The sequence below is a fragment of the Shewanella sp. SM95 genome (genome assembly GCF_025653595.1).
GTDB classification, from domain to species: Bacteria; Pseudomonadota; Gammaproteobacteria; order Enterobacterales; family Shewanellaceae; genus Shewanella; species Shewanella oncorhynchi.
This window is the reverse complement of sequence record NZ_JAKKSE010000022.1, coordinates 22,730-40,378: the sequence shown is the minus strand read 5'-3', so window position 1 is coordinate 40,378 and position 17,649 is coordinate 22,730. Positions and strand designations below refer to the sequence as shown.

The 17,649-nt window shown below is 45.4% G+C and carries 15 protein-coding genes; 7 read left to right on the top strand and 8 right to left on the bottom strand.

Features of this window, described 5'->3' with window-relative positions; translation table 11 throughout:
* Positions 1-2: 2 nt before the first annotated feature.
* Entirely contained in the window at positions 3-2,420 is a 2,418-nt protein-coding gene (gene gyrB / locus L5M29_RS19195) for a DNA topoisomerase (ATP-hydrolyzing) subunit B (RefSeq protein WP_263169507.1), read from the top strand.
* Between the two features lie 112 nt (positions 2,421-2,532).
* Here gyrB and L5M29_RS19190 read toward each other — a convergent pair whose 3' ends face one another.
* Positions 2,533-3,195, bottom strand: coding sequence for a glutathione S-transferase family protein (locus tag L5M29_RS19190; protein WP_263169505.1), 663 nt, complete (start codon positions 3,193-3,195; stop codon positions 2,533-2,535).
* Positions 3,196-3,435: 240 nt separating this feature from the next.
* On the opposite strand from L5M29_RS19190, the gene L5M29_RS19185 reads away from it, so the two are divergent.
* From L5M29_RS19185 to L5M29_RS19170, 4 genes are read left to right on the top strand one after another with little or no spacing between them, the layout of a single operon-like run.
* Positions 3,436-3,738, top strand: a complete 303-nt coding sequence (locus L5M29_RS19185) for a c-type cytochrome (protein ID WP_105250807.1) — start codon at positions 3,436-3,438, stop codon at positions 3,736-3,738.
* A 1-nt stretch (position 3,739) separates the two neighbouring features.
* Positions 3,740-4,966: a sulfite oxidase gene (locus L5M29_RS19180; protein WP_263169504.1), complete on the top strand. Its 1,227-nt coding sequence runs from the start codon at positions 3,740-3,742 to the stop codon at positions 4,964-4,966.
* Positions 4,966-5,349, top strand: coding sequence for a cytochrome C (locus tag L5M29_RS19175; protein ID WP_263169502.1), 384 nt, complete (start codon positions 4,966-4,968; stop codon positions 5,347-5,349). The genes L5M29_RS19180 and L5M29_RS19175 overlap by 1 nt, the downstream gene beginning before the upstream one ends.
* Positions 5,346-5,681 carry a c-type cytochrome gene (locus L5M29_RS19170; protein WP_198573716.1) on the top strand — a complete coding sequence of 112 codons (336 nt, stop codon included), beginning with the start codon at positions 5,346-5,348 and terminating at the stop codon, positions 5,679-5,681. The genes L5M29_RS19175 and L5M29_RS19170 overlap by 4 nt, the downstream gene beginning before the upstream one ends.
* Before the next feature lie 94 nt (positions 5,682-5,775).
* Here L5M29_RS19170 and L5M29_RS19165 read toward each other — a convergent pair whose 3' ends face one another.
* Positions 5,776-6,696, bottom strand: a complete 921-nt coding sequence (locus tag L5M29_RS19165) for a biotin-dependent carboxyltransferase family protein (protein ID WP_263169500.1) — start codon at positions 6,694-6,696, stop codon at positions 5,776-5,778.
* Between the two features lie 333 nt (positions 6,697-7,029).
* On the opposite strand from L5M29_RS19165, the gene L5M29_RS19160 reads away from it, so the two are divergent.
* Positions 7,030-8,070 carry an HDOD domain-containing protein gene (locus tag L5M29_RS19160; RefSeq protein WP_263169498.1) on the top strand — a complete coding sequence of 347 codons (1,041 nt, stop codon included), beginning with the start codon at positions 7,030-7,032 and terminating at the stop codon, positions 8,068-8,070.
* 87 nt (positions 8,071-8,157) lie between these two features.
* On the opposite strand, the gene glyS is transcribed toward L5M29_RS19160, so the two are convergent.
* Positions 8,158-10,227 (bottom strand): glycine--tRNA ligase subunit beta, encoded by a 2,070-nt coding sequence (glyS, locus tag L5M29_RS19155; protein WP_263169496.1) that lies wholly within the window; start codon positions 10,225-10,227, stop codon positions 8,158-8,160.
* Between the two features lie 10 nt (positions 10,228-10,237).
* A complete protein-coding gene (gene glyQ, locus L5M29_RS19150; RefSeq protein ID WP_263169494.1) occupies positions 10,238-11,143 on the bottom strand; it encodes a glycine--tRNA ligase subunit alpha in 906 nt (301 codons plus the stop codon).
* Positions 11,144-11,260: 117 nt separating this feature from the next.
* Between glyQ and L5M29_RS19145 the strand changes: the two genes are divergently transcribed.
* Entirely contained in the window at positions 11,261-11,851 is a 591-nt protein-coding gene (locus L5M29_RS19145) for a DNA-3-methyladenine glycosylase I (protein WP_263169493.1), read from the top strand.
* Between the two features lie 171 nt (positions 11,852-12,022).
* On the opposite strand, the gene L5M29_RS19140 is transcribed toward L5M29_RS19145, so the two are convergent.
* The 4 genes from L5M29_RS19140 to L5M29_RS19125 form a co-directional block, all read right to left on the bottom strand.
* The gene (locus L5M29_RS19140; protein WP_263169491.1) at positions 12,023-15,211 is read right to left on the bottom strand and encodes an amidohydrolase family protein; all 3,189 of its coding nucleotides are present in this window, start codon (positions 15,209-15,211) and stop codon (positions 12,023-12,025) included.
* 244 nt (positions 15,212-15,455) lie between these two features.
* On the bottom strand, positions 15,456-15,902 hold the full coding sequence (locus L5M29_RS19135) for an MOSC domain-containing protein (protein ID WP_168827597.1): 447 nt from the start codon (positions 15,900-15,902) through the stop codon (positions 15,456-15,458).
* A gap of 48 nt (positions 15,903-15,950) precedes the next feature.
* Entirely contained in the window at positions 15,951-16,196 is a 246-nt protein-coding gene (gene tusA, locus L5M29_RS19130; protein ID WP_168827595.1) for a sulfurtransferase TusA, read from the bottom strand.
* A gap of 175 nt (positions 16,197-16,371) precedes the next feature.
* The gene (locus L5M29_RS19125) at positions 16,372-17,538 is read right to left on the bottom strand and encodes a diguanylate cyclase domain-containing protein (protein ID WP_113941402.1); all 1,167 of its coding nucleotides are present in this window, start codon (positions 17,536-17,538) and stop codon (positions 16,372-16,374) included.
* Between the last annotated feature and the right edge of the window lie 111 nt (positions 17,539-17,649).

Sequence of the window (17,649 nt, the reverse complement as noted above, 5' to 3'; positions counted from 1 at the left end):
ATATGTCAGAGAATAGTTACGATTCTTCGAGTATTAAGGTCCTTAAGGGCCTTGATGCAGTACGTAAGAGACCTGGGATGTATATTGGTGACACCGACGACGGTACGGGTCTACATCATATGGTGTTCGAAGTAGTCGATAACTCTATCGATGAAGCCTTAGCCGGCCACTGTAGCGATATTACGATTACTATCCATGTAGATGGTTCGGTTTCTGTTAAGGATGACGGCCGTGGTATTCCGGTCTCTATCCATGAGGAAGAAGGCGTATCGGCGGCAGAAGTTATTATGACGGTATTGCATGCCGGCGGTAAGTTCGACGATAACTCCTATAAAGTGTCTGGCGGTCTCCACGGCGTGGGTGTATCGGTTGTAAACGCTTTATCTAAAAAGCTGCAAATGACCATTCGTCGTGCTGGCAAAGTATACGAGCAGTTTTATACTCACGGTGTGCCTGATGCGCCGATCAAAGAGATTGGTGATGCAACCAAAACCGGTACTGAAATCCGTTTTTGGCCAAGTGAAGATACCTTCAGCGATGTTGAGTTTCACTTTGAAATTCTGGCAAAGCGTGTGCGTGAACTGTCTTTCCTTAACTCAGGCGTGGGTATTCGTCTGGTTGATGAACGCGACAATAAAAATGAATTTTTCAAATACGAAGGCGGTATTAGCGCATTCGTCGATTACCTGAACCGTAATAAAACGCCAGTCAACAAAGATGTATTCCACTTTATGCAAGAGCGTGAAGATGGCATTACCGTTGAAGTGGCTATGCAGTGGAATGACGGTTATCAGGAAAATATTTTCTGTTTTACCAACAACATCCCACAGCGTGATGGTGGTACTCACTTAGTCGGTTTCCGTAGTGCGTTGACACGTAACCTCAACAGCTACATGGAAAACGAAGGCTATAACAAGAAAGGTAAAACCAGCGCGACTGGCGACGATGCCCGCGAAGGCTTGACTGCTGTTATCTCTGTTAAAGTGCCAGATCCTAAGTTCAGCTCGCAAACCAAAGACAAACTGGTTTCTAGTGAAGTGAAAACCGCGGTTGAACAAACCATGGGTGAGAAGCTGAACGATTATCTGCTGGAAAACCCAGCTGATGCGAAGTTGATCGTCGGGAAGATTGTCGATGCGGCCCGTGCCCGTGAAGCGGCGCGTAAAGCCCGTGAAATGACCCGTCGTAAAGGCGCACTGGATTTAGGTGGTTTGCCAGGTAAGCTGGCCGATTGCCAAGAAAAAGATCCTGGTCTTTCAGAAATTTACATAGTGGAAGGTGACTCTGCTGGCGGTAGCGCTAAGCAGGGACGTAACCGTAAGAACCAAGCGATTCTGCCACTGAAAGGTAAAATTCTAAACGTTGAGAAGGCCCGCTTCGATAAGATGTTGTCTTCTCAAGAAGTGGCCACACTGATCACGGCACTTGGCTGTGGTATTGGTCGCGACGAATATAACCCAGATAAAACCCGTTATCACAACATCATCATCATGACGGATGCTGACGTCGACGGCTCGCACATTCGTACTTTGCTGTTGACCTTCTTCTTCCGTCAAATGCCTGAATTGATTGAGCGTGGTTATGTGTATATTGCTCAACCGCCTTTATTTAAAGTGAAAAAGGGCAAGCAAGAACAGTATTTGAAAGATGAGCCAGCATTGACTCAATATCTAACGACTCAAGCATTGGATGGCACTATTGTGTACCCAACGCAAGGTGCGATTGGTATGTCAGGTGAGCCGTTAGAGCGTTTAGTGACTCAGTATCGTGAAGTGGAAGCCATTGTGGCTCGTTTAGAGCAGCGCTATCCAACGCATATTACTAACCGTATGCTTTACCACCCAATGATCACCAACGAGATGTTGGCCGATGAAGGCAAGATGAAAGAGTGGATCGATGCCTTTATCCATGAGCTGGTGGAAATGGAAAACAGCGGTGTACTGTATTCTGCTGAGCCGATTCTCGATCCTGAGCGTAAAGTGTATCTGCCTAAGATCACTATTCGTAAACACGGTATCGATACTAACTATCTGTTTACTTATGACTTCTTCCAATCAAGCGATTATCAACGTATCGGTAAGTTAGGTGCGGCGTTAGATGGCATGATTGAAGACGGCGGCTATGTACAACGCGGCGATCGTGTTAAAGAAGTCGGCAGCTTCCTCGAAGCGCTAGATTGGACGATTTCTGAAGCCAAACGCGGCTTATACATTCAACGTTATAAAGGATTGGGTGAGATGAACCCTGAGCAATTGTGGGAAACTACAATGGATCCTGAATCACGCCGTATGTTGCAAGTCACGATTGATGATGCCGTGGGTGCCGATCAGTTGTTCACTTGTTTGATGGGTGATCAAGTTGAACCTCGTCGTGAGTTCATCGAAGCGAACGCATTGAACGTGGCTAACTTAGACGTTTAATGCTAGATGTATAATATTAGACGTGTAATGCGTGTTAAGTGACTCGCGTTAGTACGTGAATGATTAAGGGAAAGCCAAGGCTTTCCCTTTTTTATCTCTATGATTTATCTCTTTATCGATCAATACCCGCTTCATCCGCTGCAACAATTTCAGTCTCTGCTTTAGCCGCATTAATCCACGCCTGCATTTCCGGACAGCTGATCACATGCTGCATATAGGCACGGCTTGCCTGCGAGACTTCAATATCGTAGGTAAGAAAACGCATAACCACAGGGGCAAACATCATGTCGGCAATCGACCATTGGCCAAATAACCAAATACCTTCGGAATTTGATGGGGCAAACTCGGCCATCTGTGCAGACCAAATCGCATCGATGCGCTCAATGTCTTTGCGGACCGCATCAGTGAGTTCTACATAGCGCCTCGCGCGTATGTTCATTGGTAGAGCGTTACGCACGGCATTAAAGCCTGAATGCATTTCACTGGCAATCGATCTAGCCTTGGCTTTTTGTTTAGGATCTTGCGGCCATGCGCTACCTGCAAGATAGGTGTCGTTGAGGTATTCACAAATTGATAGTGAATCCCATACCCTAATGTCACCATCGACTAATGTCGGTACTTTTAAAGTCGGCGAAATGGCTTTGAGTTGCTGATAGAAGCTGTCGGTATCGAGTTGCAGTAATACTTCGTTGAACTGCACGCCAGATTTTGCGGCCATTAACCAAGCTCGCAGTGACCAGCTAGAGTAGTTCTTATTGCCAATATAAAGATCCATTGTTTGTCCTTGAGTGAAATGCCGAGTGTTTCTGCAAAGCTACTATATGGACTCATTTCACCTATGACTAATGAATATTTTACCCTTTCTACATCCGCTAATACGCGTCATTTCTCTTGAGCTTACGAGTCACTTTTATTGAATTTAAACGACTCACAGCATTGAGATAATTTAACCATATCTTAATTACTTTGTTCGATGGATTCTGTCGAGATGAAGGCTAATTGGCGAGATAAATGGATGTGGCAGCGAGTGATTTACCCCGTAAGTGCACTGATTTTTATGCTATCGGCGGTGGCAAACGCCGATGAGGCAAATAAGTTATTGAATATGTGTAAGGCCTGTCATGGCGAGTCCGGTGTGAGTCGTTTTGAGCATATTCCTAACATTGGATGGCAAAACTCAGAATACCTATTGAAGCAACTGCGAGCCTTTAAGGCGGGGGATCGCCAAGATCCCACTATGACTAAAGTCGCCCAACTCTTGACTGAGGCTGATATGCAGCTGATGGCGGATTACTTTTACCTCGGAAAGGATAAATAACATGGATCTTAATCGTCGGGTTTTTATTAAAGGTGCGGTAGCGACTTCTGTTTTATCTGCCTTACCCGTTAAGTGGGTATTTGCCGATCAGCTTCCTGCAGAGGTCATTCCTCTGGATATATCAGCATTAACTTGGACTAAGGGTGAGGACTTGCCGAGTTATTTCAAAGTGTTAAACACTCATCCACTGAATGCGTTTCCGCCGGAGCATAAGCTCGCTCCAGCTGTGACGCCTGCCGATGCCTCGTTTATCCGTTGGAATGGCATAGTGCCTGATTTTAAGGCGCTGGATGCTAAGACTTGGACTTTTAAAGTGGATGGCGAGTCCGTTGCTACTCCGAAAACCTACACAATCGATGAGCTCAAGCGCCGCTTTAAGCATTACACATTACAGTTACTGATTGAATGTGGTGGTAATAGCCGTTCAGGCTTCTTTCCTAGCACTAAAGGCAATCAATGGAATAATGCCGGCGTATTTTGTTCTGAGTGGACAGGTGTCTTAGTGAGTGATGTGCTTAAGGATTGCGGTATTAAAGTTGATGCCGTTTACACAGGCCATCACGGTGTTGATCGGCATTTGAGCGGCAAAGGTGAGGCGATTTCACGCGGCGTACCAATAAAGGCGGCGCTCGAAGAGCTTGGGCTTATTGCATGGTCGATGAATGGTGAGGACATTCCTTATCTACATGGATATCCCTTACGTATTGTGTTTGGTGGACGGCCAGGATCCGTTTCGCAAAAAGCGGCGACGGGGATCAGTGTGCGTAATAAAGTCCATGATGGGCATAAAATGGAAGCGCCAGCGTATCAACTCCCTAAATATCCGATAGCGCCAGGTGAGTCTGTTGATGATAAAGACTATAAAATCATTGAAGAAATGATAGTGAAGTCATTGATCACTCAACCCCAATCTGGAACCGAATTAGCTGTGGGTCAAAAGATGACTATCGCAGGCCATGCTTGGGCGGGATTGCGGGAAGTGGTTAAGGTGGAAGTCAGTTACGATTATGGCACCCGTTGGTTTGCCGCTGAATTAGAAAAACCTAAAAACATAACAGCATGGCAGCAATGGAAGATTGAATTGCAATTACCGTCGCAGGGCTATTATGAAATCTGGGCCAAAGCGACAGATAGTGAAGGTGATAGTCAGCCTGTCGTACAACCGCAATGGAATCCTAAGGGATATATGTTTAACGGTTGCCACCGTATTGCCGTTAGGGTGGTGTGATGAAGTCGCATATCAATAAACTGATATTGCTTGGGCTAGTAGCATCCAGTATTTCGCTAGCCGCTGAGTATCCAGTGGACCCTAAATCGGGTTTGATCATGGCTCCTGGCTGGGAGTTAGTGAACTATCAATGTAATGCCTACCATACCAGTATGATAGTCGTGCAAAACCACGGCGATAAAGCCTTTTGGAATGAAACTTTGCAGTGGATGATAGACACTCAGGGTTTATGGGACTTGTCGGATACTTGGGCGCCGACCTTGAGTTATCTAAGCACTCATTATGGGCAGGCTGAAATGGATATGACGATCTTCAGACGTCTACCTTTAGAACCGAGCCTGCAGCCTGCGCTAGTTAACCCTTTCCCTAAGGAGCCAAAATGAAAGCGATTATCATAAGTTTGATTGCGCTATGTGGCTTATCCACAGAGGTTAATGGGGAGGTTTATCAAGCAGATATAGAGCGAGGTCAGGCATTGGCTACGGCACAGTGTGAGTCATGCCATGGCAATGCGGTGATCGCTATGGCCAAGCAATTCCCAAACTTAAAGGGACAAAAATTAGCTTATCTTAATAAACAGCTCGTCGATTTTAAAACCGGTTTACGACTCGATCCTTTGATGCAATCACAAGTCAGCGCGTTAAGCTCAGAGCAATTACAAGATGTGGCGCTATTTTATAGCCAGCAAGTTACACCGAACCTAAGTGCGAATTAGCGCGAGTATAGTGCGTTATTTGAATAAAACCGATATAGGGTTTAGTTAGGGAATACGGGGTGATATTTTGTAGATTTGATTATGCAGTGGTTCGTTAATCTAGGCTACGTTGTAGTCGATAGAAGTAGTCATGCCATTCCGCTTGTGCCGTTGCCGCTTGTTCATCGTCAACCAATTCGAATTTAATTGTCTGCCCTGGGCGAGTTTGCGCGAGTTTCCACAGATCGGCTTCAATAATCACGGCTATTTGAGGATGATTGCTGGTGGTCTTAGCATCGGCAAGTAACACTAAAGGTTGCCCTGAAGCTGACACTTGAATGACTCCGGGCTTGACTGTATGGGATTGAACGGGAAATGGTTTTGCTAAGGTCAATATTTCCCCGTTGAGTATTGCACTTGCACGATTGCTTTCTGCCGACAGTTGCCACTGTGTTTGCCAGAATGTTTGCTGAGATTTCAACGAGAAGGCTTGGGTGTGCTTTGTTGCGAGTGCGCGAATATGCCCATTCCAACTTTTTTGAATTGCGCCAACTTGCCTTCTTATTGGATGAGCTGAACCTAAGGTCAGGTTATCGCCAGCTTCTAATGCGCGACCATGAAATCCACCGATACCTGAGGTTAAATCAGTTGCAGCAGAATCCATCACTAACGGCACTCTAACGCCGCCATCAATCGCAACATAGGCACGCATGCCTTTATTTCCCCCTCTAAGACTGAGTTTTTGTCCTGCCTTAATTGAGTAACGCCAGCCGCAAACTATGGGTTTATTGTCTATGCGGGCATCGAAATCGGCACCCGTTAAGGCAATCCAAGCATCACGTTTAAACAAAAAAATCGATTGGCCGAAGGTCAATTCCAGTACGGGTGTATTGTCTGGGTTTGAGAGTAGGCGGTTTGCTAAACACAGTGCAGGTCTATCTAAGGCACCAGCTTGGGTTACGCCTAAATGTCGATATCCCATGCGTCCGATATCTTGAACTGTGGTTAGTGCACCCGCTTTTATTACCTCGATCATCAAATTTTCCGTTGTTAGCTCGCGAGTAGATTGTTAATCACTTAAAGGGAGACAAAATACGTATCCCTTTATGAATGGTAGACATATTGTCAGTTAAATGATGCTGAAATGTAAGTTTTTTGAGGTTTCAACTTGTAACCAAGATTGTCTTTGTAAAAGCAGTAATGGTGGGATAGAAGAAGTCCGAAATGAATTGAATATGTTACACTTAAGCTAAGTATTAGCCTGTCTACAATGTCTTAATACACGGCTTGAGCTGATCAAAATGGATTTATGATGGGCAATATTTAACTGACTTTTTAACAATTATTTATAATGACAGGTTGATGCTTCTTGATTAAATCACTTTTTAATAAACTCTTTAATATTCGCGATACGGCGACCGTTGAGAGACCCAAAAGTTTTTCAACGACGGACTTAGGTAAGTCGCTTGAACCTGCGCGAAAGCCAGCTAAACCTCTCGAAGACATTAGTGTGGTATCTGTGGATTTATCTGCACTCTTTTATAGTTTGTTATTTCCGACACGGGTTAAGGACACTGGCGGTGTAGCCAATAATCTTGAACGTCGAGTCATGACGGAGATAGAGCAGGCCTTGGCATCGCCACAAGTGATCGCCGAAAAAGTGTTAAAACTGCCGTCAAAAGTATTGGAGTTAGATCGTAAATTGTCCGACCCACAGTTTGATATTAAGGCTCTATTAGCACTTATCGAGCGTGATCCTTTACTGAGTGTGGAGGTGCTTAAGCTGTGCAATTCCCCTGCGTTTAAACGTAGTGATAGGGATATCACCAGTTTACAGCAGGCTTTGGTACAGCTTGGCCGCGAACAGTTGAGAAAATTTGTCACCACTTGTTTAGTGCGTGAAATGTTGGATATCAAACCAATCTATTTTCGTCGTTTCGGCGCTGAAATTTGGCGCCACTCGATGCAGGTCGCCTTTCTCGCCAGTGAGTTAAGCGATGAAGATCAAGATACGGCTTTTTTATTGGGCTTATTGCATGATGTCGGCAAGCTGGCCATTTTCAAAATGCTACTCGATGCGTTTGTGCAGGCGGAGCCCGGAGAACAGCCTAATTCTGGGTTATTTAGACAAGTGATGACGACGAAATCGTTAACCTTAAGTTCATTGCTCGCTAAGTATTGGCAGCTACCTAATACCTTTGAAACAGAATTAGACAAGCTCGCCAGTGTGAACTCGCGTCCGCAAGCTGGGCTCGCAGCTGTGGTATGGCGGGCGAATGTGATCAGCGAGATTTCTATGCTGCATCAAGCAGGGCAATTGTCTCCTGAAATACTGGCGAATTTACTGCAGCAAGTTAACTTAGATCAAACTCAATTTGATGGCTTACATCAACAACTGACGCAGTTCTGATTGGGCTGTTTAAGAAATCAGGACAATAAAAAACGCGCTATTGAGCGCGTTTTTTCTAAAGCGATAATTTAAAAAACGTTAGTATCGTTATTGCAGTAGTGATATATCCGCGACGTGCAGGAACTGCTCGCGTAGATTATTCAATAATGCTAAACGATTGTTTTTCAACGCTTCATCATCCGCCATGACCATCACATCTTCGAAGAACTGATCCACGCTTTCACGTAGGCCAGCTAACAAGGTTAAGGCTTGTTGGTAATCGGCATTGGCAAACAAAGGCGCCAATTGCGGTTGCAGCTCGTTCAACTTGGCTGCCAATGCTTGTTCTGCGGCTTCGGTTAACAGACTCGCATTGATCGTTGTCGGTAAAGCACCTTCAACCTTAGCTAGAATGTTTGATACACGTTTGTTCGCTGCCGCAAGTGCACTAGAAGCTTCTAGGCTTCTAAAGTGTGATACCGCATTGATACGGCTATCAAAATCAGCTGGGCGTGTTGGGCGACGTGCTAGCACGGCTAAGATCACATCAACACCAATACCTTTATCTTGATACCAAGCGCGGAAGCGTGCCATTAAGAACTCTAACACTTCATCGCTTGCATTGGCGTTGCTTAAGTTAGTACCGTGGAGCTCCTGAGCTTTAGCTATCAGCGTTACTAAGTCCAGTGGCAGTTTGTTCTCAACGATAATACGCAGCACACCGATGGCGGCACGGCGTAGGGCAAAGGGATCGGCAGCGCCTTTTGGTGCTTGGCCAATACCAAAGATGCCGACTAAGGTGTCGAGCTTGTCTGCTAATGCGACAGCGCAAGATACACCGGCATTAGGCACTGTATCGCCAGAGAACTTAGGCTTGTATTGCTCTTCCATTGCAACTGCAACGGCTTCGGTTTCACCATCGAGGCGGGCGTAGTGCATGCCCATAGTGCCTTGAGTGTCGGTAAACTCCATCACCATATTGGTCATCAAATCGGTTTTAGATAACAAACCTGCACGGGCTGCATCAACTGCATTCGCGCCAGTTTGTCCGGCAATAAAGGCGGCTAGAGCAGAAATACGATTTACTTTGTCTTTTAAGGTGCCGAGCTGTTGTTGGAACAGGACGGTTTCTAGGCTAGGTAAACGCGATTCCAGCGTGTGATTTTTATCGGTATTAAAAAAGAACTCGGCGTCGGCAAGACGTGGGCGAACGACTTTCTCGTTACCAGAGATAATTTGCGCGGGATTTTTAGATTCGATATTGGCCACAAAGATAAAGTTTGGCAGTAACTTGCCTGCATCATCAAAGACTGGGAAGTATTTTTGGTCGCCTTTCATGGTATAGACCAAAGCTTCAGACGGTACACTTAAGAATTTTTCTTCGAAGCTGGCGGTCAATACCACAGGCCATTCAACCAAAGAGGTGACCTCTTCAAGCAGGCTATCTTCGATATCCGCTGTGCCACCAATCTTAGCTGCGGCTTTTTCGGCATCGGCTTTGATTAATGCTTTACGGCTTTCGTAATCGGCGATGACTTTACCTTTTTCTTTTAGGTCGGCAAGGTAGTGATCAGCGTGTGCTAATTCAAACTGCTTGAGCCCCATAAAGCGGTGACCGCGAACAGTGCGTGCCGATTTGATACCCAGCAATTCACCTTCAATCAACTCACTGCCTAACAAGATAGTGGCTGTATGAACGGGGCGAATAAATTGGGTTTTATTATTGCCCCAACGCATTGGCTTAGGAATGGGCAATTTATCGAGTGCACGTTGAGCCATAGCGGCGATCAAACTTTTGGTTTCGACGCCCTCAACTTTGGCGTTATGGACTAACCATTCGCCTTTATCTGTGACTAAACGTTCGGCTTGCTCAACGGTAATGCCATTACCACGTGCCCAACCTTCAGCGGCTTTAGTCGGTTTGCCTTCAGCATCGAATGCTGAACTCACGGCGGGGCCACGTTTCTCAACCACTTTGTCAGCTTGCGCAAGGGCAAGTTCAGTGACGTTAATTGCCAGACGACGTGGCGCTGCGTACCAAACGGCTGAGCTGAACGCTAAATCGGCTTTGGTGAGTTCTTCAGTAAAGTTAGCTAAAAAGGATTCAGCCAGTTTACGCAGTGACTTAGGTGGTAATTCTTCCGTGCCTAACTCTATGAGTAAGTTTTCAAAATTCATGTTTTTACCTCTACTTACACATTGGGAAGCCAAGCGCTTCGCGTGCCTGATAATAAGATTCAGCGACCGCTTTCGCCATAGTACGAACACGTAAGATGTAGCGCTGGCGCTCGGTAACTGAAATGGCATGGCGGGCATCGAGCAGGTTGAAGGCGTGTGAGGCTTTCATCACTTGCTCGTATGCGGGCAGAGGTAAAGGTTTTTCTAGCGACAATAAATGCTGACACATTTTTTCGCATTGATCGAACAAGGCGAACATAAAATCCACATCGGCGTGTTCGAAGTTATAGGTCGATTGCTCGACTTCGTTTTGATGGAACACATCGCCATAGGTGATTAGGCCCAGTGGACCATCGGTCCATACGAGATCATAAACACTATCTACGCCTTGGATATACATGGCCAGACGCTCTAGGCCATAAGTGATTTCACCTGTGACTGGGCTGCATTCGATGCCGCCGACCTGCTGGAAGTAAGTAAACTGAGTCACTTCCATACCATTAAGCCAGACTTCCCAGCCTAAGCCCCAAGCACCTAGTGTTGGTGATTCCCAGTTATCTTCCACAAAGCGGATATCGTGGATTTGAGTATCAATACCCAGTGCTTGCAGTGAGCCTAAATACAGCTCTTGAATATTGTTAGGTGAAGGCTTCAACACGACTTGGAATTGGTAGTAGTGCTGCAGACGGTTAGGGTTTTCACCGTAACGACCATCCGTAGGGCGGCGCGATGGCTGCACATAGGCACTGCTCATAGGTTCAGGCCCTAAAGAACGTAGGAAAGTTTGTGGGTGGAATGTACCAGCGCCGACTTCCATATCTAAAGGTTGAACAATTGCACAGCCTTGCTGTGCCCAATATTCCTGCAGGGTGAGAATGAAACCCTGAAATGTTTTTACGTCGTGTTTTGTCGTCATGTCTACTTGTCTACTGCCGTCAGCCTGAATAGAAAATGGGTTCGATTATACCTTGTAGATATCTGCTTATGTAGGTTATTTTTTACCTTCTTAATTAAAACAATAAGGTTATATACCATGGAAGAGATCCGCTGTGGCTGGGTAAGTGATGATCCCTTGTATCGTGAGTATCACGACAAAGTGTGGGGGCGACCTGTTTATGATCCAAAGGAGCTGTTTGCTAAGTTGTGTTTAGATGGTCAACAGGCCGGATTATCTTGGATAACTATCCTGAAGAAGCAACAAAACTATGAACAGGCCTTTGCTAATTTTGAACCTGAGATTATTGCGACTTTTGATGAGGCGAAAGTGGAGGAGCTCATGCTGGATCCCGGCATAGTGCGCAATCGCTTGAAGGTGAACTCTATCATCAAGAATGCCAAAGGTTATTTAGCATATACTGCCGACGGGAAGGATTTCTCTGCATTTTTATGGAGCTTTGTGGGCGGAAAACCCATAGTTAATCAGATTACGGCAATGTCGCAGGTTCCTGCACAAACACCAGAATCTGAAGCCATGTCAAAAGCGTTGAAGAAACTCGGATTCAATTTTGTCGGCCCAACCATTTGTTATGCCTTTATGCAGGCGGTGGGTATGGTGAACGATCACCTTGTCGAGTGTATTTCCTATCAAACCTGTGTTGATTCCTGTGCTGAGCATAGCCACTAGAATCATTAATCGTTGATCTGACTGATATTAAAGAAAACTCTTGTAGAGTATCCAAATACAAAAAAGCATGTTCCACGTGGAACATGCTTTTTGAGCTTCGCTGGAACTCATCTTGTTAAACTTAAACGGTCTCAACAGGAAAGCTATTTTCCTTAGACTTGAAAGTTGCCCTTAGAGTTTCTCAAAGAAAAACGGCTTACGCTGTGCTTTATCCCCATTAAGTTCATTCATAGTCTCTGCATCAAATAACTTACCATTGACCATAGTATGAGTGACTCTGTCGGTGACTCGAATGTCGGCTAATGGATCACCATCAATAACGATCAAGTCTGCGAGCTTGCCTTCTTTGATAGAACCGAGTTGCTGCTCCATGCCAAAGGTCGTCGCTGGATTAATGGTGGCCGTTTTCAACACTTCCATATTGCTCATGCCGCCTTGGGCAAACATCCACATTTCCCAATGTGCCGCTAAACCTTCACGTTGACCGTGGGCGCCAATATTTGGGTGAACCCCTAACTTATTGAGTTCGTTAGCCACCTTAGCAACATTGAAATGATTGTAGTGGCTCTCTGGTGCATGGGGGCGTCGCATTGATCTTGCTTGTAAAATATCGGCTGGCACATACATGGATAGGCGTGGATGTGCCCACACATCGGTTTTATCATACCAGTAGTTTTCACCAGAAATACCACCATAGGCAACCACTAAGGTTGGCGTGTAACCAACTTGAGTCTGGCTCCAAAACTGTTTGATATCATTATAGATTGAACCAACGGGGAGCGAGTGCTCAATCGTAGTATGTCCATCGGCGACCATGCTTAAATTATGTTGCAGCAAGCTGCCACCTTCAGGGACAACCATCATTTCAAGTTCACGCGCTGCGGCTATGACTTGCTGTCTCTGATTGCGGCGCGGTTGGTTATAGCTTTTTACGCTAAAGGCTCCGACTTTTTTCAGGCGTTCAAGATGGAATTTGGCATCATCCAGTGAGTCTATGTGCGATGTGTAGCCAGGCGCATTTGCGCCATAGAGTATGGTGCCGGTGGAGAATATTCGTGGGCCAACAATATTGCCTGCTTTTTGTTGCTCAGATGCGGCAAAGATTTCTGTAGTGTCATTCGATGGATCGTGAATAGTGGTGACACCCAAGGATAAGCCTGAATACAGCGCCCAGTTCTGTTGTGGCACAATTTCATGATCTGCTTGCGGTCCATGGGCGTGGGCATCGAATAGTCCTGGCATAATGGATTTGCCTTTGATGTCGATGATCTGCGCATCCTTAGGAATCGCAACATTGGCATCGCCTACGGCGACAATATGATTGTCTTTGACTATGACCACACCATTATCAATCACTTGGTCATTTTCCATCGTAATCACTTTACCACCGACAAACGCGATTGTTCCACGTGGAACATCGGCCTTTTCGGTAAAGCCTAAATCGATAATGCTTGGTTGTGCCTTTTCATCTTTGTTGCGATATTGAGTGTCAACCTTGGCTTGGTACAACTCGGGGCCAAGAGTCCAATATAGTTGGTCGCTTTTACTGTTCCAACTGATACTTTCACCCGCACGGGCACTCAATTGGCTTACGGGTAGATTGCTGGCATTGGGGCCAATCTCAACTGTCTCGCTGTGTTTAGCAAAAGGTGTTACCCAAACCTTGAATCGTTCAGCAAAGGCGAGTTGCTCACCATCGGGTGAAACCCTAAATTCAGTTGCATGTTTGCTGCTGTAATGAACCCGTTTATCGAAGCCGTCTAAGTTGATGGATGATAACTGCGGCGTTTCATCTTCGCTGCTATTCATAAAAAAGACGCGATCGGCATTAGCACCGAATTGAGCTTGATAGCCATCGGCACTGATCTTGCTATTTTGTTTACCTTTAATATCGACTTTATATAGCCCAGGTTCCTGCGACCAAGTTCTTGGTGTGAGGTTACCGCCTTGAGTTTTACGATACACTACGAGTTCACCATTGGGTGAAAAGGTGGGTTCGACATACTTTCCTGGCTCAGATGTTAGCTGCTTAGGTTTGCTACCTTTGGCGCTGATCACTTGCACTGTGCCTTGGTCTTGGTCATTCCAAGTGGTGAAAACAATATTTTTACCATCGCGCGACCATTGGGGATAAAGTTCTGCAATATTTTTGTCTAGCTCAGTCAAGCGTGACATTCTGCCATCGGGTAAGGATTTTAACCAAATTTTACCCAGTGCTTCGAAGGCGACTTTGCTACCATCCGGTGAGACCTGCGCCATACGTAGCATTTTTACATCGAAAACGTCTTTATCGATATCTTGCTTAAAGCGCACCGAGGGCTGTACGGCTAACTCAGTTTTTACACTAAAGGGGATATCTGTGAGTGTTTTATTGGCAACATTCAGACGATTAATTTTTCCCTTAGCCCAGAAGAAAATATCCTTGTTATCTTGTGTCCATGCCATTGTTGGATAGACGCCATGAATGGCCCAAGTCTCCTGCATATCACGGTCAAGTTCGCCAAACAGCTTAGTTGTTTCTCCCGACTTAAGGTCGAGTAGGTAGAGTGATGACTGGAAATCATCGCGCTTAATATAGGCGAGCTTAGTACCGTCTGGGCTCGGCGTTGGCCGAATCGCTCCACCCGTGTCTTCGATTAATACCTCAATCTCACCAGTTTGAGTATCGTAGCGTTTTATTTTGTAGATACCGTTGACCGAATCCTTTGAGTAATGGAATGTTTTACCCGGCGTGTCATCCTGACTAAAGTAGATATAGCGACCATCGGGTGAATACGCGGGTTCACCTAAATCTTTCTCATCATTAGGACGTTCGGTCAATTTAACGCCTTCACCACCCGCAACGTGGTATAGCCACACTTCGCCCGCACCCAAACTACGACTGGCGGTAAAGTGCTTACGGGCAACCAGATACTGGGAGTCTGGGCTCCAAGCTGGACTGTTTAGCAGCCTGAAGGTTTCTTGGGTGACTGTTCTTGGGTTTTTGCCATCAGCATCCATAATCCAAATGTTATCACCACCATCACCATCGGACGTAAAAGCAATGTGCTTGCCATCAGGGCTATAGACGGGCTGCATCTGCCAAGCTATGCCTTGGGCTAATGGCTTAGCTTCACCGCCTGTTACTGGAATTTGGTAGATGTCACCGAGTAAGTCGAAGACGATATGCTTACCATCTGGACTGACACTCAAGTTCATCCAAGTGCCTTCATTAACATCAACTTTGACTTGCACTAAGGGAGCATTCGCTGGAGCGTTAACATTCCAAGTCGATTCTTTCGTTTCTGTGGCGTTAACTGCGAGGGTATTCATCCCAAGAGTGAGGGCAATATAAAGCGGGGTAAGTTTAGAGTTCAACATGTCACTTCCTGTTATCGTTCTTATGGGCTACATGAGCGGTATTAATCACAAGATAAAGTTTTGTTAATACTTGGTGTAGTTATCGCATAAATAGATAGGAAGGAAAACGTAAATACTGTTTCAATTGATGTTCGAGCTAGAAAGCTGATATTTATATTAGGATTGGGACAACAGAAATAGAACCAAGTTATTTGGTTCTATTTATAGAGGAGTATGGAGAACTAGCTGAGATAGGCTGATTGGATTAGCTAGGAAAGAAAATTGCTATCTCATCACCTAAGTGGATCATAGCGTCATTCAATACCCTGCATGTTACACCTCCTCGCCAATCTGGGGTGAGTGCGGCTTCTAAACCAACATGTGCAATTTCCATTTTTTTACAAGGATCGGTCTCACCTGTAATTTCAAGTAGTAACTCACCAATCTGTAAATGTTTACCAACATCTGCACTGCTAAATACTAGACCATCAACGAGCAGATTTGCTCTGCGAGTCGTCCAAGGCAATTCTGCCTCGATAGCACGACAGGCTTGTTGCCATTGTAGTTTGGAAAGCACAGTGACTTGGCGTTTGCCTGGACGACCAAATACATCTTTCTCTACACCATTTAACTGGGTGACATTGGCACAGAGAACCTCATTCATTGGGCCGCGCTTTACAGTTTTATAGGCAATTGCCAGCAGTTTTGGCATAGTTCCTCACATCCTTTTTTAATGATTAAGTCGCTAAAACGATACGACTTAAAGTCCTTTTTTGATCAAATATTGGTATGGCGTCTGAGCCGTTTCGCTGGCGATAAGGGTGTGATCCATAAACTCACAGAAGCTTGGAATATCGCGTGTCGTTGCAGGGTCATCGGCAATGATCAGCAGTGTCTCGCCTGCAGCCATTTGTCTTACCGTTTTACGCACCATCATTACAGGTTCTGGGCAACGTAAGCCTATTGCATCGAGCCTATGCTGTGCGGTTGAGAAAGCGTCGTTCATATTACCTCTACTGAACGGTTAAGCAGAATTAGCTAATGTTACTCCAGCCCCCATGATAAACCAAGTTGGTGGTCTCAATTTGTGATGTGGTTTGATTGGTGTGCTTTTTGTCGTTACCAAAGCTAGAGATAAAATGTTCCACGTGGAACAAACTTATGGCTTATGATAATTAACATTACTCAACGGCTTTATCAGCAGCGCTTTGAGATTGAGAGATCGGATGGATAACTGCAGTACTATTCTCTGGTGCTAAATCATTTGCAGCTGCCATAGTTTGTTGCTGCAATTTGGACGCCCGTTTGTAGCTATACATTTTTTGATCGGCTTTATGAATTAAGCTATTGGCTTCTTCGTATTCATAGGGGCCTGTATCTGTAATGCCAAAGCTTAAGGAAATATTGTTTAGACTGAGTTTTATTTTTTGATTAAACCGAGTGATGAAATTCTCGCGAGCTTGTTCCTCACGACAGTTAGGCATGATGATACAGAACTCATCTCCACCATATCGAAAACAATGATCTTCAGCACGAGTGGTTTCTTTAATCGCTTTTGCGACAGCACAAAGTACTTCATCACCTGATCTATGGCCTTGAGTGTCATTAAATAATTTAAAATCATCTACATCTAAGTAGATGACACACACTGGCTCGGCGCGTCTTTGGGCAGCTCTGAGTATGCGAGTTGCGGTTTCTTGTAAGTGCCTTACGTTGAGCAAACCTGTTAAGGGATCGGTTTGCGAGAGTTCTTCTAACTGCTGGGTCCGCTCTTTGACTTTGCTTTCCATGCTTTGGGCATATTTCTCAGCCTTATCTTTAGCGTTCTCAATCTCGGAGACTAAGCTGCGAATATAAGTATCGAATACTAGTGTGACATCAAACAGCACGAGTTTATCAATTGCGGCTCGAATACGTTCAGCTTGACGTACATCTTGTACTGAGCCGTTGATCACTGCATAGATCAACTCCTTGAGTGTGTGCACCGCAGACAGGTAAAGTTTGGGCTCAACACCAATGCGTTTATGGACTAACCCAATCCGCAGGCGATTGTTTACGTACTCAAGATCATAAACACCATTAAATAAATCAAGCACATATCTTCTCTGTGCGGTACGTAGGCGGGCAAGGGTGTCTGAGTCTCCAATCAAGAGCGCAATTTCTGACACACTGGTTTGTAAGCCGTAAAAGTCGTCGACGATTTTATCTATGTTTTCTTCAATGATGGGCTTAAAGGATTGCAGGGCCTTTACGTCCGCCCCTGTAAAAGAGAAGAGCGCCTTACGAGACTCGATCTCCAGCTCAGTGATCCGCATTTGTTCGAAAAGGGTCTGTTCCGTTTGTAGCATCTGGCATTCCTCTGGTAAAACAACGAATTGCATCCTTGCACTACACTGCCTAGATTTGGCTGATGATTGCTGCCACTTGTCGTCCACAATAGCCAGTAATGCCCTTGTAGT

What these genes read in the sequence shown, in the direction of transcription:
- gyrB (WP_263169507.1), top strand. Translation starts at nt 3, where the DNA reads ATGTCAGAGAATAGTTACGATTCTTCGAGTATTAAGGTCCTTAAGGGC.
- L5M29_RS19190 (WP_263169505.1), bottom strand. Translation starts at nt 3,195, where the DNA reads ATGGATCTTTATATTGGCAATAAGAACTACTCTAGCTGGTCACTGCGA.
- L5M29_RS19185 (WP_105250807.1), top strand. Translation starts at nt 3,436, where the DNA reads ATGTGGCAGCGAGTGATTTACCCCGTAAGTGCACTGATTTTTATGCTA.
- L5M29_RS19180 (WP_263169504.1), top strand. Translation starts at nt 3,740, where the DNA reads ATGGATCTTAATCGTCGGGTTTTTATTAAAGGTGCGGTAGCGACTTCT.
- L5M29_RS19175 (WP_263169502.1), top strand. Translation starts at nt 4,966, where the DNA reads ATGAAGTCGCATATCAATAAACTGATATTGCTTGGGCTAGTAGCATCC.
- L5M29_RS19170 (WP_198573716.1), top strand. Translation starts at nt 5,346, where the DNA reads ATGAAAGCGATTATCATAAGTTTGATTGCGCTATGTGGCTTATCCACA.
- L5M29_RS19165 (WP_263169500.1), bottom strand. Translation starts at nt 6,696, where the DNA reads ATGATCGAGGTAATAAAAGCGGGTGCACTAACCACAGTTCAAGATATC.
- glyS (WP_263169496.1), bottom strand. Translation starts at nt 10,227, where the DNA reads ATGAATTTTGAAAACTTACTCATAGAGTTAGGCACGGAAGAATTACCA.
- glyQ (WP_263169494.1), bottom strand. Translation starts at nt 11,143, where the DNA reads ATGACGACAAAACACGACGTAAAAACATTTCAGGGTTTCATTCTCACC.
- L5M29_RS19145 (WP_263169493.1), top strand. Translation starts at nt 11,261, where the DNA reads ATGGAAGAGATCCGCTGTGGCTGGGTAAGTGATGATCCCTTGTATCGT.
- L5M29_RS19140 (WP_263169491.1), bottom strand. Translation starts at nt 15,211, where the DNA reads ATGTTGAACTCTAAACTTACCCCGCTTTATATTGCCCTCACTCTTGGG.
- L5M29_RS19135 (WP_168827597.1), bottom strand. Translation starts at nt 15,902, where the DNA reads ATGCCAAAACTGCTGGCAATTGCCTATAAAACTGTAAAGCGCGGCCCA.
- tusA (WP_168827595.1), bottom strand. Translation starts at nt 16,196, where the DNA reads ATGAACGACGCTTTCTCAACCGCACAGCATAGGCTCGATGCAATAGGC.
- L5M29_RS19125 (WP_113941402.1), bottom strand. Translation starts at nt 17,538, where the DNA reads ATGCTACAAACGGAACAGACCCTTTTCGAACAAATGCGGATCACTGAG.